Annotated in this window: 22 protein-coding genes and 2 pseudogenes; 10 read left to right on the top strand and 14 right to left on the bottom strand. The window is 56.6% G+C overall.

Translation table 11 applies throughout. The features are described 5' to 3' along the window. Positions 1-698: 698 nt before the first annotated feature. From D3D02_RS21150 to D3D02_RS08460, 6 genes and pseudogenes are all read left to right on the top strand, one after another. Positions 699-1,166 carry a helix-turn-helix domain-containing protein gene (locus D3D02_RS21150; RefSeq protein ID WP_233560616.1) on the top strand — a complete coding sequence of 156 codons (468 nt, stop codon included), beginning with the start codon at positions 699-701 and terminating at the stop codon, positions 1,164-1,166. Beyond that, a complete protein-coding gene (locus tag D3D02_RS21155) occupies positions 1,163-1,828 on the top strand; it encodes an IS630 family transposase (protein WP_233560617.1) in 666 nt (221 codons plus the stop codon). Before D3D02_RS21150 ends, D3D02_RS21155 begins: the two co-directional genes overlap by 4 nt. 790 nt (positions 1,829-2,618) lie before the next feature. Further along, a complete protein-coding gene (locus tag D3D02_RS20890) occupies positions 2,619-2,792 on the top strand; it encodes a hypothetical protein (protein WP_199723043.1) in 174 nt (57 codons plus the stop codon). Between the two features lie 71 nt (positions 2,793-2,863). After that, positions 2,864-3,847, top strand: a complete 984-nt coding sequence (locus D3D02_RS08450; protein ID WP_147435587.1) for a DUF3592 domain-containing protein — start codon at positions 2,864-2,866, stop codon at positions 3,845-3,847. Positions 3,848-4,349: 502 nt separating this feature from the next. After that, entirely contained in the window at positions 4,350-4,808 is a 459-nt protein-coding gene (locus D3D02_RS08455) for a pyridoxamine 5'-phosphate oxidase family protein (protein ID WP_121569553.1), read from the top strand. Continuing rightward, positions 4,805-5,134, top strand: a pseudogene (locus D3D02_RS08460) (hypothetical protein); the annotation flags it as partial. The gene D3D02_RS08455 and the pseudogene D3D02_RS08460, both read left to right, overlap by 4 nt. A gap of 106 nt (positions 5,135-5,240) precedes the next feature. On the opposite strand, the gene D3D02_RS08465 reads toward D3D02_RS08460, so the two are convergent. The 3 genes from D3D02_RS08465 to D3D02_RS21555 form a co-directional block, all read right to left on the bottom strand. Continuing rightward, a complete protein-coding gene (locus D3D02_RS08465) occupies positions 5,241-5,648 on the bottom strand; it encodes a hypothetical protein (protein ID WP_121569779.1) in 408 nt (135 codons plus the stop codon). 116 nt (positions 5,649-5,764) lie between these two features. Continuing rightward, the gene (locus D3D02_RS08470; RefSeq protein WP_233560618.1) at positions 5,765-6,217 is read right to left on the bottom strand and encodes a metal-dependent hydrolase; all 453 of its coding nucleotides are present in this window, start codon (positions 6,215-6,217) and stop codon (positions 5,765-5,767) included. Positions 6,218-6,480: 263 nt separating this feature from the next. After that, positions 6,481-6,699: a hypothetical protein gene (locus D3D02_RS21555; protein ID WP_121569554.1), complete on the bottom strand. Its 219-nt coding sequence runs from the start codon at positions 6,697-6,699 to the stop codon at positions 6,481-6,483. A 667-nt stretch (positions 6,700-7,366) separates the two neighbouring features. On the opposite strand from D3D02_RS21555, the gene D3D02_RS08480 reads away from it, so the two are divergent. Further along, entirely contained in the window at positions 7,367-8,191 is an 825-nt protein-coding gene (locus tag D3D02_RS08480) for a hypothetical protein (RefSeq protein WP_121569555.1), read from the top strand. Positions 8,192-8,453: 262 nt separating this feature from the next. Here the strand turns inward: D3D02_RS08480 and D3D02_RS21630 are convergent. The 5 genes and pseudogenes from D3D02_RS21630 to D3D02_RS08505 all read right to left on the bottom strand — a co-directional run bounded on the left by D3D02_RS21630 (position 8,454) and on the right by D3D02_RS08505 (position 14,294). Beyond that, a pseudogene (locus tag D3D02_RS21630) lies at positions 8,454-9,148 on the bottom strand (hypothetical protein). Next, the gene (locus D3D02_RS08490; RefSeq protein WP_121569556.1) at positions 9,145-9,819 is read right to left on the bottom strand and encodes a helix-turn-helix domain-containing protein; all 675 of its coding nucleotides are present in this window, start codon (positions 9,817-9,819) and stop codon (positions 9,145-9,147) included. The pseudogene D3D02_RS21630 and the gene D3D02_RS08490 overlap by 4 nt, the downstream one beginning before the upstream one ends. A 194-nt stretch (positions 9,820-10,013) precedes the next feature. Further along, complete coding sequence (locus D3D02_RS08495; protein ID WP_121569557.1) at positions 10,014-11,354, bottom strand: DUF790 family protein; 1,341 nt, start codon at positions 11,352-11,354, stop codon at positions 10,014-10,016. After that, on the bottom strand, positions 11,341-12,753 hold the full coding sequence (locus D3D02_RS08500) for a DEAD/DEAH box helicase (RefSeq protein WP_121569558.1): 1,413 nt from the start codon (positions 12,751-12,753) through the stop codon (positions 11,341-11,343). Before D3D02_RS08500 ends, D3D02_RS08495 begins: the two co-directional genes overlap by 14 nt. Positions 12,754-13,148: 395 nt before the next feature. Next, positions 13,149-14,294, bottom strand: coding sequence for an ISH3 family transposase (locus tag D3D02_RS08505; protein ID WP_121569559.1), 1,146 nt, complete (start codon positions 14,292-14,294; stop codon positions 13,149-13,151). 479 nt (positions 14,295-14,773) lie between these two features. Here D3D02_RS08505 and D3D02_RS08510 point away from each other — a divergent pair, with 479 nt between their 5' ends. Beyond that, positions 14,774-16,786, top strand: coding sequence for an SWIM zinc finger domain-containing protein (locus D3D02_RS08510; RefSeq protein WP_121569560.1), 2,013 nt, complete (start codon positions 14,774-14,776; stop codon positions 16,784-16,786). A 1-nt stretch (position 16,787) separates the two neighbouring features. On the opposite strand, the gene D3D02_RS08515 is transcribed toward D3D02_RS08510, so the two are convergent. The 4 genes from D3D02_RS08515 to D3D02_RS08530 all read right to left on the bottom strand — a co-directional run bounded on the left by D3D02_RS08515 (position 16,788) and on the right by D3D02_RS08530 (position 21,386). Then, positions 16,788-17,681, bottom strand: coding sequence for a hypothetical protein (locus tag D3D02_RS08515; RefSeq protein WP_121569561.1), 894 nt, complete (start codon positions 17,679-17,681; stop codon positions 16,788-16,790). Then, complete coding sequence (locus D3D02_RS08520; RefSeq protein ID WP_121569562.1) at positions 17,678-18,784, bottom strand: tetratricopeptide repeat protein; 1,107 nt, start codon at positions 18,782-18,784, stop codon at positions 17,678-17,680. The genes D3D02_RS08515 and D3D02_RS08520 overlap by 4 nt, the downstream gene beginning before the upstream one ends. A gap of 460 nt (positions 18,785-19,244) precedes the next feature. Then, entirely contained in the window at positions 19,245-19,874 is a 630-nt protein-coding gene (locus tag D3D02_RS08525) for a CPBP family intramembrane glutamic endopeptidase (RefSeq protein ID WP_158599330.1), read from the bottom strand. A gap of 411 nt (positions 19,875-20,285) precedes the next feature. Continuing rightward, the gene (locus tag D3D02_RS08530) at positions 20,286-21,386 is read right to left on the bottom strand and encodes a peptidase (protein ID WP_233560620.1); all 1,101 of its coding nucleotides are present in this window, start codon (positions 21,384-21,386) and stop codon (positions 20,286-20,288) included. Positions 21,387-21,550: 164 nt separating this feature from the next. Here D3D02_RS08530 and D3D02_RS08535 point away from each other — a divergent pair, with 164 nt between their 5' ends. After that, positions 21,551-22,405 carry a coenzyme F420-0:L-glutamate ligase gene (locus D3D02_RS08535; protein WP_199723044.1) on the top strand — a complete coding sequence of 285 codons (855 nt, stop codon included), beginning with the start codon at positions 21,551-21,553 and terminating at the stop codon, positions 22,403-22,405. A gap of 245 nt (positions 22,406-22,650) precedes the next feature. Beyond that, entirely contained in the window at positions 22,651-23,166 is a 516-nt protein-coding gene (locus D3D02_RS08540) for a hypothetical protein (RefSeq protein ID WP_121569781.1), read from the top strand. Positions 23,167-24,259: 1,093 nt separating this feature from the next. On the opposite strand, the gene D3D02_RS08545 is transcribed toward D3D02_RS08540, so the two are convergent. After that, a complete protein-coding gene (locus tag D3D02_RS08545; RefSeq protein ID WP_121569565.1) occupies positions 24,260-24,745 on the bottom strand; it encodes a type IV pilin in 486 nt (161 codons plus the stop codon). Between the two features lie 855 nt (positions 24,746-25,600). Further along, positions 25,601-26,923 carry a methyl-accepting chemotaxis protein gene (locus D3D02_RS08550; RefSeq protein ID WP_121569566.1) on the bottom strand — a complete coding sequence of 441 codons (1,323 nt, stop codon included), beginning with the start codon at positions 26,921-26,923 and terminating at the stop codon, positions 25,601-25,603. Positions 26,924-26,994: the final 71 nt, after the last annotated feature.

A 26,994-nucleotide genomic window follows, 5' to 3' on the forward strand; every position in this document is an offset into this window, starting at 1 on the left:
TGTTGTTTTCGTGGCGGTGTTGCTTACGGACATCGCTGGCGCGGGGAATGGCGTTGTCTTACTTGTACGGGGCCTCGTGACAGTAATCGGTCTCTGTGTCGTACTGTACGCAATTCTTTTTGCATAGGGGGTGTCATAGAATTCCTACATTTATCTGTTCGGCATCGCTCCCAGCACGGTCATCAGGAGCACCGGGAGCATAATCACCAGAAATCGCCACTGGTACTCGTCTGTCCACCATCGCACTCGTGATGAGCGGAGTCGCAAGGCGGCAGTCAAACTAAATACGAGACAGCCAACTGCGGAGATTGAGCGGCTTGTGAGTGCCATCCAGATCATAAAGGGTAGCATCCCGATAGCAACACACAGGTCTGCCCACTTCTCCCAGTCCATAGCCTTCTGTAACCGAGTCAGGAAAGTAATTGTTCCTGAACAGAGAAATCGAATATCTCTGAACAATTACTTAGAATAGGAGACTGATCTGTGATTCAGTAGCATAGGGCCACTACTCAGATCATCCCGTGGAGTATGTGTAAGGGCTGTTTGAGCCTTGAGGGACTTTTTGGTGATCCGATACTTATGCAAACACGATGACGCACCAGACTCTCTATCCCCTAGTGCCGCTTCAAGCTTGAACTGCTAGATTTATCTACTCAGAGCACCTCTAGGTAGCATTCAGACGTGTTCTGAAGTCCATTATGCCGCGAACTCAAAAGTACGTTGTCGATCTGTCTGCTGACGAACGCGCCGAACTCGAAGCGATGCTCTCCGCAGGAATGTACAAAACGCGTGTTCTCACGCGTGTACGCTGTCTCTTGCATGCGGATGACGGCTTGACCGACGAACAGGTCGGTCAAGCCGTCGGCTGTCATCCCGGAACGGTCGGTCGCATCCGCAAACGGTACGCTGAGGACGGCCTTGCGGCGATTAATCGCCGCGAGGCCGACCGCGTCTACGAGCGCAAACTCGACGGACGAGCTGAAGCCCACCTCATCGCATTAGCGTGCAGCGAACCGCCGGAAGGACATTCTCGCTGGTCGCTTCATCTCCTCGCCGACCAGCTCGTTGCTCTCAACGAGATCGACGTTGAGTCGATCTCTCACGAAACCGTGCGACAGGTGCTAAAAAAACACGGTTGCGCCCTCACCGATCAGAAGCGTGGGTGATCAAACCCGAACACAACGCCGCTTTCGTCCACCGAATGGAGGACGTTCTGGATCTCTACCACGAACCGTACGACCCAGCGCGTCCTGTCATCTGCTTCGACGAGAGCAACAAGGAGTTACACAAGCACGTCCGCGACCCGCTCCCGGCCCGCCCGGGAGCGGTCGCTCGGTACGATTACACGTACAAACGCAACGGAACGCGGAATCTCTTCATGATGAGCGAACCACTCACTGGGTGGCGACACGTCGAGGTAACGAAACGCCGTCGGAAACGTGAGTTCGTCCAGCAAATGCAGACGCTCGTCGATGAGCACTACCCGGATGCCGACTGCATCCGGGTGGTGCTCGATAATCTCAGCGCCCACAAAGCCTACGCATTCTACGAGTTTCTCCCACCAGAGGAAGCACATCGCCTCCTCAAAAAGTTGGAGTTCCACTTCACACCCAAGCACGGAAGTTGGCTCAACATAGCAGAAATAGAGTTCAGCGCACTTGCCACCGAGTGTCTTGATCGACGTATTCCTGACGCGGCGACCCTCCGTGCGGAGGTCGCCGCGTGGGAACGTACTCGCAACGAGGACGAATCGACCATCAACTGGCAGTTTACTACTGCCGACGCCAGAATCAAACTCCGTCAGCTATATCCAGCAAATCACGCTTGAAGCGGCACTAGTTATCGGCGTGCTTGATGTTGGAGTTGCCGGACTTCTGCTTGTGGTCGCTCCACTACTTGGAGTGATGATGGGTATAATTGGTCTCCTCGTCTTAGGAGTGTACCTCATTCAACAGTCTCCTTTCGATAAGACGAAGAACCTCAACAGTACTGTCCCCGTGCCTGATTCACTACCAGAGAAGTAAGATCGCTCCGTCGTTCTACTTTCCGCTTCACAGTCCAGAATCATCTTAGCGGTGATCTCCTACGTATTCGTTGAACAGATCAGTTCATCGAGGAGGTGAGCTGGTTCGTGCGATGGTTACAGCGGAGAGGATTTCGGAACCTATCCCAGTCCTTATGTTCACAAGAGATCAGCTGAAACAGCTGTAAGAACAAGTATAATGATAGATTACTTATTAATAACTGGCGGAACAAAAGAATACAAACAGACAGTAATGCTAACGAGGAGGAACGGGAACGCTAACGGGTCTTCGCGGATGATTAGACCGGTTGCGAGAACTGAGATTGCTACAGCAACAAGTGCCGATCGAATCGAACGGAGATGTGCGAGAAGTACGGTCTGTCCGTCTGTCACACGCCATTTTTGAACGATCATCTGGTTTCGGTGTTTTGGAATAGAGATCTTTAGGCGTGATGTGTGCTTCACCTGTAGTGAACGATTCCTGTGTGGGTGTAGGAAATCTTCTATGACACCCTGGACCTCACAACCTGCCTTGCGTTCCCTCAAGATCAGATATATAAAAGAATATGGTCGTGTACTCGATTGGGTCATTCATATGCCCTCCATCTTCGACAGTCCAGTCGTCCGCTATGGTCTCAGCCTCGTTAATGCCGCGATCATCGCCATTATCGCATTCGTCCTGCTCGAAGGTACGATCCGCTGGGTCGCACTCGGAATTGCTGCCCTGGAAATAGTTGTCACCCCGCAAATACTGAAACACGCAGAGTAACGCTCCTACGGGTCTCAAGCGTCGATTCGACAGATCAGAACACGTCCACAACGCTGTTGGTGTTCGGGCAGATGGAGTTCACCATACGAGGAACGCCGATCAGAATCACGAGAGGGACCGTTATTCTGATTGTCGCCTGCCTCGCGTTGATCTCGTACGGCGGGTACGACTACGTTCAGCAGTCCGAGGCGGTCGACGATGCCGTGAAAGTTGAGGCGACGGTCGAGGAGGCATCTGTCTCCCAATCGGAGAGCCGTGGTGGATCGAACTATTACGTTCAGGTCGAGTTCACCTATCAATTCCAGGGAACGGATTACACCGGCGATCAACTGTTCCCTGGCAGTATTAGCGAATCATACGACACGCGATCGGATGCCCGATCAGCGATTGAACCATACGAAGCAGGTGAGACAGTGACCGCATACGTCGATCCCGCGAACCCAAGTGATGGGTTCTTAGAGCGGCAGACGATAACGAGCCCATTCGAGTTCGTAGCCCTCGGTGGATTCGTGTTACTCGTCACAGCGCTCAACGCGGTCGGTGCAAGAAAACCAGGATCTGAGACCGAACTCCACGCCGAACAGGAATACGCCTCGACGCAGTATCAAACCCTATTCGGTGTTTCCCGAGACACCGTCCATAGCTTCAGTACACGGCTACTCAAGGTGACAATACTCATCCTACCAGCCTCGATGGTGGGTGTTGCGGTGCTTCTCTTGCTCTCGGGAGCCGGAAGCAGTGATCCAGTGCACCTGCAGGTCGAACTGTCGGATCCGATCGGCGTGCTGCTCGGGATTGCGTTGCTTGCGGCGGTCACATTGGTCGTGTCGGTACTGCTCTACAGTATCTGGTCGTTCACCGAATATCGGCGGCTCCGCGATCGGATCCCGGAACCACGACCCCCAAGCCCATTCGCACATCCAACGCGGCTCGTCACCATCCTCATCGGAAATCACGAACTCGATACCTACGGACAACGAGTCCAAAAGACTGGAGTCGCGGTCTTGGTCGGGGTCTTTTTCCTCGGTGTACTCGCCCAGATACTGGTGTTCTGAGCGGTACTCCCTACGATTCTCCGAGGATGACTTCAGGCGCGAAGATCGTGGTAGTAAGTAAACCAAATAACAGTTGACGAGAACTCACAGTAGAGGGATAACAGTCATAGAAAGACGGGCGGGTGGTGAATGAGGCGGGTGACGGGATACCTCAGGCACTCCGCACTAATCCAGAGGGGGTGAGAGTTGAAAACGAAGTGGACACCGGCAGTATCCATACGGATCTACCGGCCAGCGGGCGATAGGCTGCAAACGCTAGTATAATTCACTTGAGAGGATCCGTCGACCCCTATTAATCGACCTGGTTCCACGTATTTGGCAGTTGAATATCAGCCACGAGGACTCACACTTCCAGGCTTGAAGCTACACTGAGCGTGGATGCCTCTCTCGCGTGTGTAACTCATTATGCACCTATTTCTCGCCCACAGCACCCCGATGCCAGACCCGCAACCAGCCAGTCGGCGAGAAACCTTTAGGCTAGTGGAATGGGATCTCTGATATAGTGAGACGCCTCGACGACACGGAAATCGATGAAGTGCTCATTCGAAATGGCATCGGCGTGCTGGCACTGGTCGACGGCACACAACCGTATGCAATCCCGATTTCCTTCGGCTACGATGCAGAAGAGATGGTCTTTCCGATGCAGTGGGGTGGCGGCTACAGCAGCCGGAAGAGTGAAGCGATCGAATCCAACCCGAACGTCTGTCTCACAGTGTACGAGCAAGACGCAGACGACCCCGCGATCTGGCGGAGTGTCGTTGTGACGGGCGAGATCTACGAGATCGAGGACGCCGACACAGAGCAAGCAGACGCCAGCCTAGCCGCAAACGCAGAGTTCCCGCCTGATCTCGGTGTCTGGGGGATTCCCTTCGAGGACGTTGAGTTCCGCTTGTTTGGGTTGGCTACCGACAATTGCACCGGACGTGAATTTGCCACAGAATATGGCGGCTGGGACGGCTGAAAGATGACGACGAAGTACTGGAGACACTGACCGCGGCCGGGATCGACCGTGAGCGCGTGACCAGTGTGGACGCCAGCAAGGTCGATGACGCGCTCGAAGTGACGGAGCTCTCGGAGTCGGACGTCTACGAGATCGAGGAGAGTGCCTACGTGCGGAAAGCCGACGTCGACGAAGAGACGAAAGCGACCAGACTCCAGGGACTCAAAGATCAACTAGCCGCGACCGACGAGGATACGGCAGACCTACAGCAGGAGATCGAAGAGTTAGAGCAACGGATCGACGAGCTCACCAGTTTCGACTCCGCATCGTCGTTTCGGTCAAGCTAGCGCAAGACTTAGGCACTCGTACGGCGACTCGCCCGAAGAGAACGCTGGACAGGGGCTCAGAGTACTGCTGTGGGGGTTTTGTCGAAGTACGCGGGGGCGAAGTGGGTTAGGCGCCGGCGTCTGAGTACAGGAACAGCGCGCCTGCAGCAACGACAAGCTCAGCCACTTTGGCGGCGACAGCCATCGGATTGAGCTCACCCCGCATATAAAACGCCTCGACGCTGAAGCCTTGGAATCCGAACAGGGCGACGATTGTAACCAGGGCATAGCCCGCGGCGACCAGATAGAGTGGACGGTTCCAGTACTGGCTCAGGTAGAGTGCAACCCCACCGAGGAATCCGAGTCCGTTCAGTATAAACAGTATTCCCATCGTCTGACTGAACCCCATCACTTGGGGCCCTAACAGCAGGTGGACCACGCCGGTTACCAGTGCCGCGAGGATTGTCACATATCCCACCGGGTGGGATGGAAGACTGACGATCGAACTGCCACTTGTGGGTGATTCCGTTGCCATCATTCAGTATCGCATTCTGACAATGGTACAATGTAGCTACCGCTCCCGAGAGAAGAGAATCGTCGATAGATAAACATACTTCGATGAGTATCCTGTAAGTCTGGGCGGACTATCCGTTATTGAACCGTCAGACCAGCGGTGAACGCGATAGCAGCGAGGGCGGCACCAGCAACAAATACCGCATAGTTCGCAAGCGGGTTGGCCGTTTTGAGGAGATCAGCCGTGTACTTCTCGTCGCGAATGGGCGCAAACGGACGAACACCGGTCGGCGTAAGCGCATCAGCGAGGATGTGCGCCGCGATAGTGAGTGTGCCCACAACGAACCCGAAGCCTCCGGCCGCAAGCGCAGTGAGGACACCACCAGACCACGCCACTACCAGACTGGCAGTTCCCACGATCACACCGACAGCGAGGGCAAACCAGACCGTGTGCGTAGGGCCACAATGCTTCACGCCCGGGATCCGCTGATCTAGATCGGGAATCATTGCGCCCCCAACGACGACACCGCCACCGAGCAGCGCGGGCGTCGCGTAGCCGAGAGCTGTGAGCACGAAGGCGATCGGGGGCATACACAGCGAGTGCCGCGCCGTAGTGTCCTTTCTGATGCATCCTGGCGTTGCGTCAGTAATCTTCGAGCCACTTGGGCCCGCCCGCCGTAGGCATCGACGTAGCAGCGCCGATGGACGGGCCCCTCGCGCTTGTTCGGGACCGCCTTCTCAAGCGGGACTGAATTGCCGCAGAGATCACACTCGGCCGTATGCCCCGCCTGCCGAGCGTCGGGTGAGAGATCCTTCGTCTCGATGTAGAGTTCCTGGAGCGCCCGCGGCGTCAGTCATATGAATATCTCCTCGTGATCGTCCGGATCGGCTCGGTCCGGTCTGTAGGAGAGTACCCAATCTTGACCTTCCTCACTGTCACCTCCTGGACCGAGCGAGATCGTCTGGGCGAGTTCGTCTGGAACGTAGTGCCACGTGTTGTCTCGAAACCGTGGGTAGTGGCCGCTCGGTCGTGGGTTCTCCGGGTCGACGTCAGCGGAGTCGTCAGCGGGCATACTCTAGGTCCAGTCGCGCAGAGAGGTGATAGTAGTACGTCAAAACATCCCGGTGAGGGGGCACCGGAATGCCGATACTGAGAGGGATTTGGTAGCGGATGGGGGTTCACGTGCCTCTGGCCCCAGTTCGGCAAAATAATGACTCCTATTTGAAACTTATCTTTTCATCATATCCAGAGATCTGTGGCGGAAGCTAGCGTTTCGCGGCCGAAATCGGCTCCACCGTGTCCGCTGTTAGGATGGCTGTCGTAGCACCCCTCGTTCCGAGTGAATTCCAGCTGGCTACTGTGGTTCAGATCATAGCAGCCGGCCATCGACGTCAGCGACGGTTGGAGCGTCTCAACTGCTTACGTCGACGTCCTCGTCGGTGAGGTAGCGATGACCTCTTCGCGCTACTCGTGCACCTCTGCTTGGAGTTCCTCAATCCCTCTGTCGGTCATTGACCCCCACCAGGGTATCATAGAATACAGGATTTTAATAGGAGTTGCCACGGTGTTTATTTCACGGCTCGACAACTGAATTAGCCGTGAGGATTTGGTTGCACGTTGAGCTATGACTGTAACGCTGGCGGTGGCAAGGACGGGTGATGTGAACTGGCCGAACAGGCTCTCTCTGAGGGGGGTTCTTCTTCCAATATGTAAAGTATATCCAACCGGTGCAGACGAATATGGTCGAAGCGGTGAGTACTATTTTCGGAATAATTCTACTTGCTAGCTCTTTGTGGTTGGGCTACCGAGCCATCACCGCCGGGATACTCCACCAATCGATGTCGGCATCCGAAGACGAGAATCCATCGACACTCGTCGGTGGCGAGACCATCGCCATAGAGGGGACGGTAAACGTCAGGGACTCACCGCCACTAAACAACTCGTTCCCGATCGATGAGGCGAAGTCGATTGGTGCGTACGTGTGGCGGCTCAAGGAATCCGAGTCGTATAACTCCAATCTTGATGCTGAAGAGCCCGGAGCGGATATGAATATGATTACGTATGCATCTGGGATCGAGTCCGGGACGTTTTCCGTCGACGACGGTCGGCGTGAGATTCGTATCGACACAGACTGGTTGGCCGAGACCCACGACAGCGCCGATATCACAACAGTGTCTCCGGAGTGGACGGTATCGACCTTTCTGTCGAAGCGCACTTGGAGATCTCCGTACGTCCATCTGGAGGACCACTGGATCGTTACCTCGGTTGCCGATGTGGAGGGTATCTTCGGTGCAGATGCGGACGCCGAGAGCCGAGACGACGAGTATTTTGAGGCGAGAGCCATCCTCGACGGTGAGATGCTGGCCGTCTGCGGGGAAGTCACGGTTGACCGGGGCACCCCCGTGCTCCGGGGGAGCGACGAGACGCCGCTAGTACTTTCTGATCAAGGGTTTGATAAATTCAGTAGTAGTCTTCGCCGGCAGCTTCTAAAGTACGGACTGGCCTCAGGTGGATTTGCGGTTATCGCCAGCCTCACGCTGGCAAACGGACTGGGGATTGTATGAGATGCGCCGCTGTCGGTTGCTCAGCGAGAGCCCGGACAGAGGTGCCCCACACACGGACGATACACACGCGGCTGCTACTGGTGCTGATATCGTCTCTCACGATTTTTCCACCGTCACCGCGCTGGTTCTTAAGCCTCACGGACTCGTCACGTCAGTTGTAGTGTCAGTACTTCACAAAGCCGGTTAGTTGAGACGTCTGCTTGCTGACGGTGTGTCCAATACCCAGCAAGCAGACGGTGAAATCCACGAGATCCCGACCGCTTCAGCTCAGGTGGTCAATCTGCGAAGACAGATACTCTTGAAGAGCGGTGACCGTCTCTTCTGAGACAGCTGAAGCCCCGAAGTCACTCCGAAAGCCGTGTTTGAGTTCTTCGCTCTCCAAGATCTCCAGACCACGCTCAAGTTGCTCCCGTAGCGCATCGTCGTCCCCTCGCTGCAGGTGGGGCGTGACAGCGTCGAGATTGATCTCTTCTGCCACTGCCAGGACGTCTCGGAGGTCCGTTTCTCGGCCACTGTGGAGCTTTGCCGCGACGAGGACTGCCCCATCGATGACTCTAGCCGTCGTCGTCACTGTGCCCCCGCTCACCTCCTGTTGGTGGCTGTGTTCGTACAGGTAGTCGAACGACCACTGTGCCTCCGTCTGGCGACACCCGAGTCCGTTAACCAGGAGATCGAAGCCGATCGGCTGCTGCGGCGTGAGCCGCTTCTCGTACTCGATTACCTCTGTATCGTAGAACCACTCCTTGGCGTGGCTGTCCGTTTCCTCGAAGTCCCGACGTTCGAGGAATTCGACGAAGTCAGCTTTGGAGTCCGGCGCGACGACGATATCGAGGTCCGTGGAGAAGGAGCATTGAACGCTGAGACAGCGTAACCGCCGACGAGAACGTACTTGTGGCCCTCTCGGGTGAGTTCCTCGAGCAGTTCGATGAGCGCGTCACTTCGGTTGTTGAAGCTCATAGCTGTGCCCGTTCGGTCTCCCGGTACGTGACGCCGAGGTCGATGTCTTCGTACATTCGGCCGAGCATCGCGAGCGCCGACTGGAACTGGGCGTAGTTCTCACGCATATACTCGATCGTCTCGTCTCTCGGGATCACCGGGTACCCCTCGATGTGTTCAATGTCAAGTGAGGCGCGTGGATCGAGGACGATCTGCAGCGCCCCGTCCAGCTCGATTCGTGGCTGCCGCTCGAATGCGGTAGGGAGGCCGAACGACTCAAAAAACGCCTCCCAGGCGTCGACGTCTTGCTCACGAACAGCAAGGAACAGCGGATAGTCGTCGGGCTCGCGACCAACCTGGTAGCCTCCTTGGGTCCACACGTAGACGGCGTCGATTCGTGTGAATGCGAACGGCCAGTCACCGAACTGTGGAATGACGTAGGCTTCCTCGATGGATGGTGGACTGACGCCGGCGCTGGCAGCGACGAACTCTCGTGCTGCGTCTCTTACGCGCTCGTCGACGACTGAGAGGCCGTCCTCATAGGTGACGTAGCCTGCGTCTTCCAGCCGATTGACGGCCTGTCGTACCGTCTCGTACGGCGTGTGGAGGTGCTGGGCGACACGACGGATGGAGTCACCACTTTCGATGGCGAGGATGAGCTGCGCCGCCGTGTCGTCGAGAACCTCGTACATCTGGTAGTTACCAATAATCCGGTAACAGTTAAAAGCCTTACTGGATCCACTATCTTTCAACTCGCCCTGAAGTCAGGAATCGTGACGCCGAACCGGGGATTCGTCCCGGCCGACTAACCACGGCCGGTAGAGGCCGAGTTCACTGACAAGCCTCGCGCCACCGTGCACGGGGCAGTTGACGCCTGCTCTTGACTCTATGGCATCCCCGTCGCGTATTGTTCAGCTAAATCGACTACGTCGTAGACGTGCATCCCAGTTTTGAACCACAGCACTCGATCGGCGGCGCTCCCGAACTCCTCGCTCGCACAATCCAGCCGCTCCGAGACAGCCAGCACGAAATTGTCGGCCTCAACCTTTCGAATCTTCTCCAACTTTGTGTCCAGATATTCGGGCGTCCAGAAGCCGACGATTTCGAGAATTGCCCGTCGACCATCAGGATGCTCGATCGCGAAGTCGGGAATCATCACCTCTGCACCAAGGTCGAAGACATCGTCTTCTCGCACCAGCTCCCAGTCCGTATTCGCTCGCTCCCATTTATTGGCGAGCGTCCGCTCCACGTCACTATCGAACCGTTTGCCGGCACTGTAGTGCGAATCGAGATCCTCCGTGTGGTCGAGCGCGAACTGTCGGGTACCGCCGGTCGTCTCGTCGACGAGGATCTCGGCAGTCATCTCCCACCGGTCACAGAGCGGTAACGCCGGCAGGAAGTTCGCCATCCGGATTCCATACTTCTGCGACTTCGAGAATAGCGATGCCGGGCCGTCCAGTACGGCCTCGTAGCCGGCGGCTTGGTTCGTGCTCGCGACGCGCTCACCGTCGGCGTCGATCGGATAAATTCGGTGCATCAACCCGAACAGCTTCATGTAGCTGAACACCGTCCCGAAGTGGTCCCACACCCGAATCCGCATTTCTGTGGCGTCGTAGAGCACCGCTTGGGCAAGCGCGAGGTTGTAACGCGTCATCAGCCAGTCCACGGTGAGATCCGTGTGTTCGTACTCCGCGTCGCTGCTGCCGGTCAGGTTGGTCGTCGAGGTTGATCTATCGCCATCACTAGCGTACTGGTCGGCCGTGCGCGTGCCGATTCGGATGAGTCGCTTGTTGTCTTCGAGATCGGCGTACATCCCGCGATAGCACTCTTCCAATGACACCCCGAGGTCGTCGGCGACCGCACTATACACCTCCAGTTTCTGTGTGTCCTCGCCGAGCGTGGGCTGGCGGACGATCGGATAGCGCTTGTTGGCTTTCTCGAACAACCGTCGGCGGATCTCACGCGGTTCAACGGAGGCTACGACCTCGAACTCACACTCGTCTTTGAGGAGCTTCGCGAGGCCCTGGACGATCTTGTAGTCGGTATCTGCGACGGTCAGCTCGTCAATCGCGTCCTCGAGGTCCCCTTTCGGCTCGCCAAGGTGGTTCTCAAACAGCTGGATGAGTTCTCGCGCGGTCTGTCGGTAGCGCTCCTCGTCGGGATCGATGAACAGCGGCGTGATCGTCTCGTCGGTCCTTCGCGAGCGTGCGAGGTCAGCCGTCAGCACTGGCACTCACCCCCTCCCGGCGGCGCTGGGAGACGTAGGTCTCCATCGTATCCTCGGTGATGATTTCGTAGAGCCGCGCGGGCTGACGGTCGTCCGTGGGGCGCAGGATGCGGCCGAGCCGCTGGGCGTACTGGCGTTTCGAGGCACTCCCCGAGAGGATGATCCCGACGTTTGCCGCCGGAACATCGATCCCCTCGTCGAGAACCTGCGAGGTCACGAGCATCGAGTATTCGCCGGTCCGGAACCGTTTCAGGATCTCGGTGCGTTCGTTGGTCTTGGTCTGGTGGGTGATGCAGGGGACGATGAACTCCCGAGAAATGTCGTAAGCAAAGTCGTTGTTGGCGGTGAAGATGATCGCGCGGTCGTCGTGATGGCGCTTGATGAGATTGTCGAGTGTGTCGAGCTTCTTCTCCGCTGTTCGGGCGATCCGCTCGGCGCGTTGCTTGGCGATGAGCGCCCGCCGGCCCTGTGGATCGTAGGAGGTGCGCTTGAGGAACTCTTGGTAGCCCTCTTCTTTCCAGAGATCGAACTCGTGGCTGTCGACGTAGTCCCGATAGATCTGATATTCTTCGTCGTACTGCTCGCGCTCATCGGCCGTGAGCTCGACCGACATGTGGATCGTTTCGTACTCACTGAGGTATTCACCGGCGAGTTCGTCGACGTCCTCCCGATAGACGACCGAGCCGAGGAGGTCCTTGAGGAGTTCGTGCTTGCCGTCGGGCCGCTCGTAGGTGGCGGTCAGCCCGAGGCGATACGGGGCGATCATCATCTCGGGGATCTGCCGGTAGGTCGGAGCTGGCAGGTGGTGTTCCTCGTCGACGACGAGCAGGCCGAACCGATCGCCGTACTCGTTGACGTAGCGGTAGGCGCTGTCGTAGGTGGTGACGGTAATCGCGGTGACGTCGTGGCTGCCACCGCCGAGGACGCCGATCGGCTCCGAGAGTTGGTCGCCGAAGGCGTTGGTGAGGGCGGCGTGCCACTGGTTCATCAGGTCGATCGTCGGCGTCACGACGAGTGTGCTGACGCCGGCGTCGGCGATCGCCTGCAGGCCGAGAAACGTCTTCCCGCTGCCCGTGGGGAGCACGACACTCCCTCGCCGATCGTGATCGATCCAGGCGTCGAGGGCGGCCTGCTGGTAGTCACGCGGTTCGATGTGGAGCGCCGTCGTGAGCTTCAGGTCGGGGTAGGCCCGAGCAGAATCCTCGCAGGACCGACCGAATCCATCGCGGAGCGTGGCCTGGTCGTCGCTGCCTGTCCATGTACCGGCCCATTCGAGGAGAGCACGATACCGATAGGCCTGCGCTCGGTACTCGTCGACACGGTCGTCCCACTCCGCATGAGGAACGTCATCCGGGGCGTTACGGAGTAGGAGTGTTCCATCGTCGAACTTGATCCGCATTTATGATGATTCACGCACGCACCCGGGATAAACGACACTGATGGATTGAGATCTATGGCGCTCACTCTTCGCGTGGCTCGTTCCGAGCAGTTACACGACTGGCTATGGAACTACGAACTATGGAGCATACACCCGAAGCATTCGCCGATGCTCTGTCATCGGGCGAGTCTGACCAGGTGAATCGTGCAGTCGATGCGGTGAAGAATCAGTCGATCACATCGACAGCCGCGCAATCTCGTCTGATGGCGGTGAATCAGATCGAACTGGTTGTGGAGCGTCTTCGAAGCGCTGGTGAGTGTAATTTTCGGGATGGAACGTCGCTGTCGGCGGCGGACTGCCGCCGACGCGACAGCGTCGCCACTCACGACTGCTGTCCGGACCGGTGGACAGCTACCCTACCGGAAGAACCGGTCGTCGAGTGGCTGGTTCGCTGGAACAGCCCTGCGCACACCAAGCGCTGTCCAAGCGGCCCGCAGCACCATCTCACAGAACTCCGTGAACGACCATTGCCAGAGGCGGCGCCCCCCGCGGCAGGGCGCCGCCACGTACCGCCAGTGAAGATACCGCCAGCTGTTCTGCAGCAGCAGGCTCACGACAAACATCACCAGCCGCAGCCCAGCGTCCTGAGAACTGGTGAACGCGAGGCTCTGCTTGGCTAAGCGGTAGCTTGACTCGATGCCGAAGCGCTTGCTGTAGTGTTCTCGTGCATCCCGCGGCGTGTCGATAAACGGCGCGTCAGCGGCGTAGCCGTGACGCGCCACCCCGTGTTCGTCGTATCGTCCTTGCTGGTAGACGCAATCGATGAACACAGGAAACGTCACCTCGCCGGCGAGATCCTGTTCGATCTCGCGGCTCCAGCCTGTGCTGAGTTCGTTTTGAATCGTCTCGCCCCACTTGACGATCGGCATCACGTAGGCGTAGTTGTGCGCGCACAGTAGGTTGAGACAGGTGCTGTTGTAGAATCCGCGATCGAGGTAGACGGCCTTGACGCCGAGGTCAAGGCCGTCGAGGAGTTCAAGAAACTCAGCGAGGACATCGCTGGTGGTGTCGCCAGCGACAAGCTGGCGCACCGCCAGCGTGTACCGCTTGTTGCGTACCCGCGCGTAGAGCGTCGCATACGCGTGAAAAGCGGTTGTTCCCCGTTTCGCCTCCGAGAAATACAGCGCTTCTGTCTCGTCTTCGTCGCCGTAGTAGGGATCGAGGTGGAGGTCGGCGACGACCTCCACTGGTCGATCCGGCAGTGTCTCAACCGCATCTCGTTGGAGGAGCGTGTCTCCAACCGCCTCAACAGTGTCAAGGTCGAACTGGTCGGTGAGATGTCCCCGAACGGTGTTGGCGTGCGGTGAGTCGTCTGCCGTTTCGCAGACGTGGTTGATTGAGGTCCCGCCGGCGCTGGCGCCGGCGAGGACCTCATACAGTTTCTCTGTGGTGACTTCGACGTTCTCGCCGAGATCTATCGCAAGTTCCTCGTCAACGCTGTTGACGACAAAATTAAGCAGGTGCTCTTCCTCTATCTCGCTGTCTGCTTCGGGTTGTTGCACATCTTCCCAAAGCAGACACTTCCTCTAACCCGATGTGATCGACTGAGAGCAGATTGACAACGATCTTGATGCCCTTGAGGAGCTTAAACAGGATTTGGACCGACATCTGAATTTGCTTCATCGGAACGTACACCACAACGATGCCGAAGCGGCATTCTATACTGGGGAGGAATTGAAGAATGAGCGTGACGTGTTCAGGCGTGCGTATGACCTACTGTACTGTGGCGACTGTGGATCGTGGGTGAAGAATCAGGATTACGTCTACTGTGACTGCACGATTCGGGTGGAGCCCTAGTAGGAGTTGACGAATTGCCAATCCGAACAACCGAGACGTGTGAGTGCGATCGATTTTATCGAGATCCGTATAGGAAACAACAATATAACCGATAACAGGCCTCAACAAAGAGGGCGAGCTCAAGAAGCAACATCAGACCAGTAGCTCTTCAATAGTGCATTTCATAGCAAAAGATAGCCCAGGAATGGAGTATCCGGCTAGATCGGAGATTCGTTCGCTCTGTACGGAACAGTCCTTCGAACGGGGGGTCAAGTACTACGAGCAGGATCGGATTCAGAAACTGGAGGTCGAGGGTGGAGACATTACTGCAATCGTTCGTGGATCCCGCGATTACGACATCTCAATCGATATCGACGACGACACGATTCGGACCGTCTGTAGTTGCCCCCACGACTATGCTGGAGATTGCAAGCACATCGTCGCTGTACTCTTGGCCGTCGAAGATCGCTCATCCGAGTCAACTGCTGAGACAGCCGATTCATCAGATAGCTCCGAGACGGTCGATGTTGAAGCCCTGATCGATCGGACGCCTGACGACGAGCTTCGAACGTTTCTCCTCGACATCATCGCGGACAACCGTGATATCCGTGAGCGCTTCGTCGCATTTGCTGGCGAAGAGCCAGGTAAGACCGTCTACGATTACAAACAAGAAATCGACCGTCTGTTCGAGGATGCAGCCGGTCGTGGTGGCATGATCGAATACGATACTCGTATCGGCTTCTCCCAGTATCACGACCTGGCGGAAATGCACCGAGGCCGTGGAAACATTGGCACAGCGACCGATATCTACCGTGCGCTGGCGGAGGCAATCCGCGAAAACATGAATCGAATCGACGACAGTAGCGGGCACTACGGTCGCGAATTGAGCCGTGCTATTGAGGAGTACGCTGAGACGATCACCGAACAAGGGTATGGACACCCAGAAAAGCGACCGCACATCGAATATCTCTTCGGGGAATTCATCGATGCGGATTACGGGTTTGCCAGCGAGGACTACGCCGAAGCATTACGGACGATCTGCACAACGAGGGCGGACCTCGAATACTGGCTCGAGCTGTTGGATGCACACGTTTCGGGTGTCGATCTCGAGCCAGAGGCCCTCAAAGCATCGGTCGGCTCTTCGACGGAGACGACTCAGGACGACGTTCAAGAAGACATCTCATCAAGCGAACCGACAGACGGTTCGAACGCGCAGTCGGAAGACGAGACAGACACAACTGGCGAAAACGGGCGGACCGACAATGTCCTCTATACTTCGGATTTCGCAACCGGACCGCTCTCTACGGACGACTTTACTGGCGGAACGCTTGATGTCGAGCATTTAGCAGTCGGACCACTAGAGATCGGGTACTTCGTCGGCGATGCGTTTGACGAGCTTCGAGTGGACGCTCCAACAACCGTCGAACGGCACACTGCTGGAATCGAATCGCCCGAATCCAGTGCTTCCAAGTCAGATCTTGCTTCGAAGTTCCAGAAACGACGTGTTCTCTCGACTTACGTGTACGTGCTGGAGGAACTTGGCGAGGAAGATGTTCTGGATACGCTGTACGAAGAGATCTACCTTGAAGACAAGCGGTTCTGTAAGGCGTACGCCGAGCGGCTGATCGAACAAGACGACGAAGAGCGTGCACTTGAGGTCGTCGAACACGGAATTGACACATTCCGTTCGACGACTGACCTGCGCTGGCTCGCCGTCGATCTTTACCGAAATCGGGAGCCGGACAAATACAAGGCGCTGTTGAAGCAACTGTTCCTCGATCACTCCGAGTGGGACGCCTACGACGAGCTAAAGGAGGCCTGTACCGGTCGCGAATGGGCGTCGATATACGGAGAGTTCGAGCGTAAACTCGACCAGCGTGACCGACAACGGCTGATCTCTATGTACGTCCACGAGATGGATCTCGAGAAGGCATTCTTCGAACTGAAGGAAGCCGAGAATCTATCGTGGATTCGTCGCTATCAGGATCCGGTCGCAACGGTCGATCCGACCGAGTATTTCGAGATGTACCGCGAACAGCTGATTCCGTTTGCAGCCGGTGATACTGGGCGTCGTCATTACCGGGAAATTGCAGATCACTTGGAGTCGATGCAGGAGTTGGTTTCTGACGCCCAGTTCGAAGAGTTCGTCGAGTTCCTGAAGGAGGAACATTCGAATCGGCCAGCATTCCTCGACGAACTCGAGAAGGCAGGGTTTTGACTCACTCGATAACCTCCTTGAACTCCCCATCACGACCTGCAAACACTCGAACGTCTGGTCCGTCTGATATCGTGGTCAACTGATCTACAGTCGCTGGAACAGCGTCGATATCCAGTTCCCAAGGAACCGTATTGAATACGATTGCGAGAGTCGTGTCTGTATTCGTGCCTGTATCGAGACGATGGAGTCGATCGCGAACGAGGACTTGGCCGAGAGCGGTGTCGAACGCCGATGCCTCGAACGTTTTCGCCGTTTGAACGATCCAGTCACTCTCGTCCGTCTCGATGATGGCATCGACCGTCCGAGTAATTATCTCGCCGACTGAACTGTCCACTCTATGCGCGGGCGAGTCGGGGAGTTGTGATGTCCCGACAACAACATCTCGATGAACAGTGCCGTCAACGACATCTGCTGTGAGGAACTGCTCGATGACGGTTCGCTCGCGTTCGTCTTCATCCATGTACTTCTCCTCGATCGCTTCCAGCCCATGATTGGCGGCTTGATCGAGAAATCCGAGTGTGGTATCCGTAGGGTCGACGTCCGGCCCATAGCCGATTGGATCACCACGGTGGGTTGTCGCCCAGACGAGTCCGTCGTCGATGATGCCAACGTACCCATCGATGTCGACGTGTCGGCCACTGGCTTTGAATGCCTGTGACGGCGATTCGTCGATATTCGAGCCGAGCGTCCGGTTGTAGTGGAAATCCCGGTCGTAGACGTCTTCCGGCGGGTTTTCACGTATATCCCCCGGAAAGACCTGGATCGATCCATACCGATTGTTCACCCGCTCGATTTCGACTGTGATGCCGTACTTGTCGGAGATCGTGTACAAGAGATCGATGATCTGCTCGTGATCGTCGTAGTTTGGTGCGTCAGCATAGTAGCGAAGCTTCATGGCTTTTCACCTCCCCGTTCGTCGGACGCCCTCGCGTCAGTCAGTCGGTTTTCGACGTCCTCGAGACAGTCGGCTACCATCGACGCTCCTTTGAGAGGACCCTCGACCTCCAGCGCCGCTCGGTACAGTTCCGCAGTACGCTCCAACTCTTCCATCGATAGCTCGTCGGGATCATCGAGCCAGTAACTATCCGCGAGTTTCTTGTACGCCCAGGGATCCTCGGGATACTCCTCGATGAGCGCCTCGAACTCGGCCCTGCTGTCAGCGATTCTGTCTAGCTCCGCGAGCGAATCGGCGACGAAGTGGCGAAAGTCGAGAAGAAACTCGTCGTCTGCATCCGGGAACTGCTCGCAGACCTCTCGACAGAACTCGAGTCGGTGCTTATGATACGCCGGATCGTCCTCAGCGACGGTGGCAAGATCGTTGTCGAGCGTTCGAATGTACGCCTCGAGCGAGAGAAACGTCGGTAATGTTCGGTCTGCTTCTTCGATGGTCGTACTGTCGTCGGGTATGACGGCGAGGATGTACTCCCAGGCAGTTAGCCACTGCTCGCAGGCCTCAGCGCGGTTTCCTTTCTCCCGGAGGTCGCGACCCTCCTGTACGAAGTCGTATATCCGTTCTTTATTCGGAACCTCGGGTATCCAGCGCTCCCAGAGTTCCTGTGCTGCCATCCAGATAAAGTCCTGATCGTAGCCCGTGGCATCGACCTCGTATTCGGCTTCCCACTGCTCAGAGAGTGTCGTCGCCGAATCGAGGTCTTCTGCCCGGTTCCGAAACGCCGTCTCGTTTGTTTCGATGCCGTGGTCCGCGAGTTTCTCAACGATTTCGTCCGTCGAGAGTGCTTCGACATCACTGAGTTCCCACGCATCAGCAGGATAGGTGCCGTCTGATGTATTGACTGTTCGTTGTTCACGCTGGATGGATTGGTTGCCGTCCGTGTCTGCGTCGTTACTGTTCTCATCTACGCCGTGTTCGTCGACGTATTGCTCGACACGCTTTCGGTCGATTCGGCTCAGTTCGTCACGTTCGTGGGACTCGTAGAGATGCTCTCGGAGCGCAGTCTCCTCCTCGAAAGTTTGCTCGCAGTAGCGACAGTCGCTCATTAGCTGGGGCTACGCATGCGGGTAGAAAAAGCAACAGGTGTCAACAGGAAATCGGTGACGAAGCGACCGCGGAATCTGCGATCTCGGCCTCCAAAGCGCCTACCTTACCAAGTAATTCGAAGAAGCATGCCAACCGCTTGGTAAGGTGGGATCGCTAATCCGGATCAGTAAAGCAGCACTCATCACGTATCTCGAAGCGTCAGCATAGCGTGTCAGTCCTAAATAAGGCACCACTCAGAAGCCCAGGCTGACCGCCCATAGTCGTTACTTCCCGAACGAGCCGAGGGAGTGCTGCCTGAACACCACGAAACAGTCACTTTCTGTATGATTGAGCACCTGAGACACTCTGTTAGCTCACAATTTCAGCAATCGGATGCTACCGATCTCGATGGCATTTCTCGAGGTGTCTCTGTAATCAGATAACCTGTTACATCTTGAATTCCGGGAGCGCTGCCGTATACTACACCGGAAGGACGTGAAGTACGATTTCGTGGAGTGCAATGGTCCAAACCATCGCGTGTGTGACTGCGGGTACCAAGAGATTCTCTGTGCGTTCGTATGCGTATCCCCAAGCCAACCCAGGTATCACCGTATCAATTCCCCAGTAGAGGCTGCCACCGAAGCTTACACCCTGAGTCATCAGTCCGACGAGGAAATGCATCACACCGAACAACAGCCCACCGAGGATCACAACACCGAACGTATCGAAGGCAGCGCGAAGCCGACCTTGAACGATTCCGCGATAGACGAGTTCCTCAGCCGGTGCAGCAAACAGATACATCCCGATGAATGCGACCGGCCAGAGCAAGGGCCGTGTTTCTAACGCGAGTTGCTCCATTCCAGTCCCTGGTTGTGGATGTGGGAGTCCGACCGCAGCCAATACCGGAGGGAGAACGACTCCCTGGGCCGCGAAGAGGAGGGGTAACCCAACGATCCAGCCGACATCTTCGAGCGTCGGCCATCGGATCTTGACGTACCGGTCCCAATCGCCCTGCCAGAACAGGTACGCAACGGCGAAGCCAGCAAATCCGACCTGGATATAGTTCCCCTGGAGAACGCGAACGACGGGTGACTCACCGAGGTCAAACACCGATACGAGACCTCCCATCGAAATGACGCCGATTAATCCGGCGAGTAACGCACCGACGGTGATCCCGAGCCCAGCGAAAGCTGCACGAACTCGTCGTCCGCGTCTCGGTTCCAACGCAGCTGAAATCTCGGACGGAAGGTTCACGATGAACCACACGCCGGCGCGGCGTCCGACCGGGTCCGAGGACTAGTTCTTCGAGTTGGAGGCAGTGAATCTCGCTGATCAGTCCCTGACAGCGGTGGGTGAGGGGCCGGCATAGCTGCTCCGTAGTGGTCAGGAACGAGGGCTACATAGGTGTGCTCTCTCGTATAATCGACCGCGAGACGGGTGTTCGATGGATTCTTGATGGGAGGGCATATCCAGTACTCAATCGTCCACATCAAAAGTGTATCTCAGGCTAAAAATCTGGTTTTAGGATCGAAGCCGATCGATTCGATCTCCGAGCGCGACCCTGATCGAGAGGGGGTTCGGAATCCGTCGTCGTGTCGGTTCTAGCGCGTGTACCTCAGCGTATTCGGTGAGCGCATCGGCAACGGTCGCCCGCCCGACCTGTTCGGCAGCGTACTCGTCAGCCGCGCGAATCCGCCGTTGCGAGAGGGCAAAACCCACGAGAACCGATGTCAGTGCGACCCCGAGTAACGGCCACTGTGGACCGTTCCCGATGACGGATGCGATGAGTGTGATACCACCCACGAGCACCGACACGACCCTGACCTCGAAGACGTGGATCCGGAGCTTTCCGGCCTCGACCGCCAGCAACGCGGTGGCGGTCTCGTCGTCGAAGGCGTCGAGAAACGTGCTCGTAACGAAGAGACGCCGGTAGTTCGGCGGACCGCGGACGAGCGAATCCGCGGTTTCCCCGTTCTCGGTATCGAGGATCCGCACGTCTCGAACGCTGAGACCTGCGCGATCACAAAGTCTCTCCACTCGATCAGCAGTGTCTCCAGTCGGCCTCGATGTCGAACGAAGGATTGAGATGAGCCAGGGTGCCGCGTACAGCATCCCGACCACGAGTGCTGCGAGTCCGGCAGCGAGGGCGAGCGGTGACGACTCGATCGAGACCACCTGCAGTGGTACCAACACCACGGTGAGAAGAGCACTTACCCCGATGACATACCGTGTCATCTTGCGGATCGACGTACTGGTGGCGAGATCGACGTCACGCACGTCGCGGATTCCCCGTACCGTCGGAAGATACGAGATAATCCAGACACAGCCGGCTGCGAGGAATGTGACGAAATCAGCGAGAACCCGAGTCACAAGCTCCGGAACGGCGGGCAGGGTTGTGAGGAGGGCCGTACCGAATCCGGTCAGGGCGAACACAGCATAAGCGAGCAGTGTGTACGGGAAGAGAACACCTGCATACAGCAACCGATACTTTCCAACAGGGTTTCTGAGCCGACGAACGACAACGCTACCGGTAGCGCCAAGGAGACTTCCGATGAGCGCGAGTCCCACGAGTGCAACACTAGCAGCACTAAGGGAGATCGGCGTAGTTTGGAGGGCAAGCATATCTGCGTCTTCCCGCAACACGCACTAAAATCATAGCGTAGTAGGACGAAACCCCACTTGACGAGGAACGAGTCGGTCGTTTAGATGCAGTAAAAGACCTCATCTATTCCCCTCGATCTGCAATAGTCCCGGCGTTGAAGTGTGATAGCTCTAATATTCAACTGATGCCAGAATTAACATTCCACGGACTCAACATCGGGCGAGTTGAGCCGAACGACGACCTCGTCGATCGAATCGTCGAAACGACAGCTGAAGAGTATCCCCTGTCAGACGGCGACGTCGTCGTCGTCACCGCGAAGGTCGTATCGTTCGCCGAGAACCGACTTGTCGAGGCCGACGAGGTCGAAGTTACTGACCGCGATCGGCGAGTGGCCGATATCACCGGCATCGATCCGCGGGAAGTCTCCGTGATCTACGATGAAAGCGAGGTTATCGGTGCGATCCCGATCGCAGAGATCGGCGAAGACCTGCTGTTGGAACACGCTGTCGACCCCGAGGCAGCGCAGGAAGCACTTGAGGAGGTCCCAGCGATGCTCGTGACCGAGCGCAACGGACGGCTCTGTACAAACGCGGGTGTCGATTGGTCGAACAGTCCAGGCGGGATGATGACGTTGCTGCCTGAAGATCCCGACGAGAGTGCCCGTTGTCTCCGCGAGGGGATCGAAGAACGGACAGATACAGATGTGGCCGTCGTTTTGGCTGACTCGGAAATCGCTGGCCCAGGTTCGATGGACCTGGCGATCGGGTGTTCGGGAATCGAAGCGATCGATAGCAATTTCGGACAAACAGACCTGTATGATCAGCCGAAGGTTGGGGGCGTTGACCTCGTCGCAGACGAGCTCACAGCCGGGTCAGCATTACTGTTCGGACAGGCGGACGAACAGATCCCCGTTACGGTCGTCCGAGGGCTGGAGTACGAAGATGGAGAGGGTGTGCCGAATTCGGGCGGTGTCGTCCGCCGCGGACTTCGCAAGAGTGTACAACTGACGGCCCGCCTGAAGGCCCGTGAATGGTTCTGACACAACTTTAGGAGGCAGATCCAAGCCTATCGGAACAATCCCGACAGAAAGCTCCCAACGAGACCGATATTAAGCTCCCACCAAACACTGGTATTGCGTGTCGGATGTTTTGGGCTAGGCGAGGGTATCAATGCTCGGCAGAGGAGGGCGTCCAAGTGATTTCTCGACGCTCGATACAGGACGTTCGAGGTTAGTGATCGGATGGACGGGGGGAGTAATGGGTGTGCGGCCCCTCGTATGATGGAGTGGCTGACCTGATTACCGAATACGCCGAGTACGACGAGTTCGCCCGTGAGTACCATTCAGGGACTCTCGCCGACTACGATGTCTCGCTCGACGAAGCCAGAAGACGGGGACTTCTCGACGAGCAGCGGACCCAGAAATTGTGGCAGTTGTTAGGGCTTCTCGACTCCGAGGAACTGCTTATTCAACTGCCGGAATGGCTGGCCGAGAAGAAGGTCGAATCCACGAACAGAACTCCGCCCACGATGTTCGTTGGATACATCTCTAATCAGACTGAAGAGGCGGTTCTGTTCGAGTCGTCGGCAGCGGCTCGGCCCCTGATGGAACGCGCACATAGAATACACTCGCTCGAAAGAGGGATCAGACACACAGAAGACGGTACCGACCGTCACGAGCGGCTGGTGGAGCGGCTTCGAGAGTACGAGCGGAAGTTTGACGACCGTGATGAGTTACTCAGCCTCTCCGACGAGTGGCTTCCGAAAAGTCAACTCGGTACAGTTGTCCGGCGGCGTTCGTGACTCGGATCCTGGCTGCCACTTCGGGACCACTGTGCGAGGAACGCACACGTGTTCTGACGGGTGATTCGCTTGTGCAAAGAACACTCGTGAGCATATCTGTGCCTCCCTCGTTCTGGGCGTTCTCCGGAGCGTGGAACGATGCCGAGGGCTAACGGTCACTTTCAGTACAGCCTCGCGACAACCCTGGGCCATCCCACAGATATCTTCCGAGGGACCGTTCCTATTTTCGGCAGTAAACAGCAGTCTCTCTGACGAAGCAAGACGTGCTGTGTGTCGCTGGGCTTGACACGGAGTTTGATTTACTTTTATAGGCTGAAGAGGCGCAATACCACGGCGTTCACGCCGTGGATACGCGCCGTCACTTGGGAGAGTATCAACGTTCGACAGCACTCTGAGTTTCAGAATACTGGCGTTTAAGTGACAGGAAACCGTACTAACAGGTAGAAATCGGTCAGAACGGAGCGGATTCCGAACTGTCCTATGGAGGCGGCCTGTCCGCCCGCGTAACGAGGCAGTATCCGAAAGAGCAGACGGTGAACGTCACATCCTCGAAGGGTGTGCCTATGTGCCGACTGCCCAAAGCGAGTCAGACGATACCCCCGAGTCTGCTGACGCCTGCTGGCGTCCCCGTGGCCAAAACAACACCGGGACGCCGAACACGGTCGAGGATAGGGGTACCGGCGGCTTGGCACCGCCAGCAGTCTACCAGTCCGATACTGTGGGACTACCCGCGCCCGAAAGGGCTGGTAGTCCGGTGATTGGGCTGCGAACCTGGAACTCCCACCGCTCGGGATTCCTCCGCGTGAACGCGAGGAGGATGTCAATACTCCACCATCGTGTTTGTCCCCAGCCGATTCGTCCGGCTCTAGTATTCTGGGGGTCATAGAAGCGTTCGCACACCTACACAGAGATCTCTCAATACAGTTTAACGCTGTATCACAGCGGGTCGGCATCTACTTAGGATCTATCAGGAACGAACTGCTCAATATAGAGGATGTACGCAGCACCAGCCCACCATTCGGATCAGCCAATTAGTGTCGAAACAGCCGTTGAGTAGGCCTGCTAATCTATTACGACGGGAAGGCCACCCGTCTCAAGCATTCGGACCAGTCCACTTGGCGAGAACAGCCGAGTTGTCGCCAGACTCCCCAGACCAAACGACGCGGATAGTTGCGGGAGCCAAGTTCGTCACAGATGGATTAGAGGCAAAGTGGCCAGATGCACCAACACTACCGGTCGTCCCGGAGCTGACATCGCCACTAGATCCGAACAGGTCCCCGACATAGACGAGACGATCCCCGCTGCCGTCTACAGCACCACTTACTGAAGCATTCAACTGCCTTGCCGGGATGGTATCCCCATCCGTGTGGGTTACCACTACTCCATCGTTGGCACCGGTATAATTGGCGTATTCGAAGTCGAAGGCCGCTCTTGGCGTGGTACTATCCACCTTATCCCCGAGACCAAGAACGAACGTTCCGATCACCGCCGCAAGGATGACTGTGATCGCCACCATGAGAATGACCCCGATGACCGGCGAGACGGCACGATCTTCCGTGATAAGGTCTTTCAGCCTCATAGAAGCTCACGATCTATCTAAAACACATTTGTTGATCGATAGACTGGTGTACGCACGGGACGGCGTTGGTGGCCAAGGCTTCTTTCGGTCCCTCCCACTCATAGCGAGTTGCGTTGGCTATTCCCACTACAGAGTATAATAAATAATGGTTGACTGACGGGCTGCCCTCAAACACGGGCAAGACCGACGAGTCTATCGAAAAGAAGAGAATCGGACCAGACTTCAGAAAGGTGGAACTGGGCGACGTCGTGGTACGTTTGATCGGCCCGCAAGCGCACAGACGACCATAGAAATAATCGTGTATCTACCGTCGGAGCTGACTGGATCTCTTGGGCGATTCTCGCGCTGTATCTTACACGACGATCAGGAGGTCTCTCTGAATTGGTAGAAACCTCAACTATCAATCCGCAACCGAATTCCCACGGCCAATTCAGTTGTCGAGCCGTGAAATAAACACCGTGGCAACACCTATGAATCCTGCATTCTATGACACTCCGTCTCTGAACGAATATAATCGGTCAAAAGTCTCTGTGAATACTGTGAGGATGACTGAGGAGTCATTCAAGCAGAGTGACTGATTTCCAAGGGGAATGGAGGGGGACTGGAGCGTGTGACACGCAGAACTATCAACTGCCCCCCTCACTTCGGTTCTTATTGGTTCGTCTTAATTTTATATCCGATTGGAGCCAATTGAGAGACAGTCGGCTGTACTGGCCACGACTCAGTCAGGAGAATACCGTTCAAAGTCTTTCAACAGAGCCACTACCGCCGCTAATATTGCCAACAACTAATCCGCAGAGATAACTCCAGTTGCTTGCCCTCACTCCAGAGTGCATCGCACAGGAGAGGAAATCGTCACATCTGGCTCTGGACGTCCAGAGCGTTTAGCTCGTCTACTTCACGACTCACCTCTTGAATTCGCGATGTCAGTTCTTCGTTCGCTGCGGCGATCGATTCGGCCTCGTCGGTTACCCGCTCGAAGTCTTCGGCAGTCTCATCTACCAGACTGGCAATCTGCTCGGTGCTGATCGCTTGATCATCCGTGGCGTCCGCTACTTCAGCGATCCCGTCTGAGGCTTCCTCGACGACGTTGGCAATGTCTTTGAACGTTTCACTGGAGCGTTGCACCTTTGCAGCGCCGTCCTGTACGACGTCGTTCGTCGCTTCGAGGTTGTCAACAGCCTCGGATGTCTGTGCTCGCACATCAGCAACAATCGCTTCGATTTCGGCCGCGCGCTCCTGTGACTCGTTCGCGAGACTTTTGACCTCATCGGCAACGACAGCAAAGCCATCGCCAGCTTCGCCAGCGCGGGCTGCTTCGATCGAGGCATTCAGCGCGAGCAGGTTCGTCTGATCAGCGATATCGTTGATGACGTCGACGAGCTCGTCGATTTCTTGGATACTCTCGTTGAGCGCCTGAATGTCGCTCGTCACGTCATCAGCGGCGGCTTCGATGTCATCCATCATCTCGATCGTTTCTTCGGCCTTTTCCTCACCCGCTTCGGCCTTGCTGCGAGCCTCTTCGCTGATCGATTCTACTTCGTCGGCTGTCGCCGCGATCTCCTCGACAGTGGCGCTCAGTGAGGAAACCTCCTGAGAGACGTTCGTGATCGACTCCAGTTGTTGGATCGCCTGATCGCTGATGTCCTGAGAGTTCTCAGCGATCTCTTCTGAGGAGACTTTGACCTCGTCGACAGCTGATTTGATGCTTTGGGTTGCCGCCTTCCGGTCGGAGATGTCACGGAACGTCTCGCTGATTGCGACGACGTCGCCCGCCGCATCGCGAATCGGGCGCACGACGAGTTCGGTCGGGATGACTCGACCATCGTAGCTTTCCTTTTCAACCTCGACGCGAATCTCATCTTGTCCTTCGTCGACGACCTGTTTCAGCGTACAGTTGCCTGTTCCACAGACCTCTGGATTGCAGAACTGATCGAAGCAGCTGAGCGTCTCACTTGATTCTGCGTCGACTCCGCCCAGCTCTTTCATCTGCTGGTTTTCGACGACGACGTTGAAATCGAGGTCCACAATCCGCATTGCAGCACCCGTTGATTCCATCACCTGACGCAAATTGCTGGTGAGGACGTCCCACAGTTCGTCTTCGGGGAGTTCCTTTCCGTTGATGATTTGCTGTGAGAAATCTTCGTCTGCGGTTGAGCCGGATTCCGAAGTGGCCATGGTATTCTGACTAGATGTCACCACTAATATATAATCCGTGGTACTGATCTCGCTGGAAAGCTGACTGCCGT

This window comes from Halobellus sp. Atlit-38R (assembly GCF_003665925.1).
Classification (GTDB): Archaea; Halobacteriota; Halobacteria; order Halobacteriales; family Haloferacaceae; genus Haloquadratum; species Haloquadratum inordinatus.

Bases quoted from the DNA above. Each gene is read 5' to 3' on its own strand.
- D3D02_RS08510 (WP_121569560.1), top strand. From the start codon at position 14,774: ATGGAGTATCCGGCTAGATCGGAGATTCGTTCGCTCTGTACGGAACAG.
- D3D02_RS21555 (WP_121569554.1), bottom strand. From the start codon at position 6,699: ATGCCCGCTGACGACTCCGCTGACGTCGACCCGGAGAACCCACGACCG.
- D3D02_RS20890 (WP_199723043.1), top strand. From the start codon at position 2,619: ATGCCCTCCATCTTCGACAGTCCAGTCGTCCGCTATGGTCTCAGCCTC.
- D3D02_RS08545 (WP_121569565.1), bottom strand. From the start codon at position 24,745: ATGAGGCTGAAAGACCTTATCACGGAAGATCGTGCCGTCTCGCCGGTC.
- D3D02_RS21150 (WP_233560616.1), top strand. From the start codon at position 699: ATGCCGCGAACTCAAAAGTACGTTGTCGATCTGTCTGCTGACGAACGC.
- D3D02_RS08550 (WP_121569566.1), bottom strand. From the start codon at position 26,923: ATGGCCACTTCGGAATCCGGCTCAACCGCAGACGAAGATTTCTCACAG.
- D3D02_RS08490 (WP_121569556.1), bottom strand. From the start codon at position 9,819: ATGTACGAGGTTCTCGACGACACGGCGGCGCAGCTCATCCTCGCCATC.
- D3D02_RS08450 (WP_147435587.1), top strand. From the start codon at position 2,864: ATGGAGTTCACCATACGAGGAACGCCGATCAGAATCACGAGAGGGACC.
- D3D02_RS08535 (WP_199723044.1), top strand. From the start codon at position 21,551: ATGCCAGAATTAACATTCCACGGACTCAACATCGGGCGAGTTGAGCCG.
- D3D02_RS08470 (WP_233560618.1), bottom strand. From the start codon at position 6,217: ATGCCCCCGATCGCCTTCGTGCTCACAGCTCTCGGCTACGCGACGCCC.
- D3D02_RS08480 (WP_121569555.1), top strand. From the start codon at position 7,367: ATGGTCGAAGCGGTGAGTACTATTTTCGGAATAATTCTACTTGCTAGC.
- D3D02_RS08465 (WP_121569779.1), bottom strand. From the start codon at position 5,648: ATGGCAACGGAATCACCCACAAGTGGCAGTTCGATCGTCAGTCTTCCA.
- D3D02_RS08520 (WP_121569562.1), bottom strand. From the start codon at position 18,784: ATGAGCGACTGTCGCTACTGCGAGCAAACTTTCGAGGAGGAGACTGCG.
- D3D02_RS08530 (WP_233560620.1), bottom strand. From the start codon at position 21,386: ATGCTTGCCCTCCAAACTACGCCGATCTCCCTTAGTGCTGCTAGTGTT.
- D3D02_RS08515 (WP_121569561.1), bottom strand. From the start codon at position 17,681: ATGAAGCTTCGCTACTATGCTGACGCACCAAACTACGACGATCACGAG.
- D3D02_RS08500 (WP_121569558.1), bottom strand. From the start codon at position 12,753: ATGCGGATCAAGTTCGACGATGGAACACTCCTACTCCGTAACGCCCCG.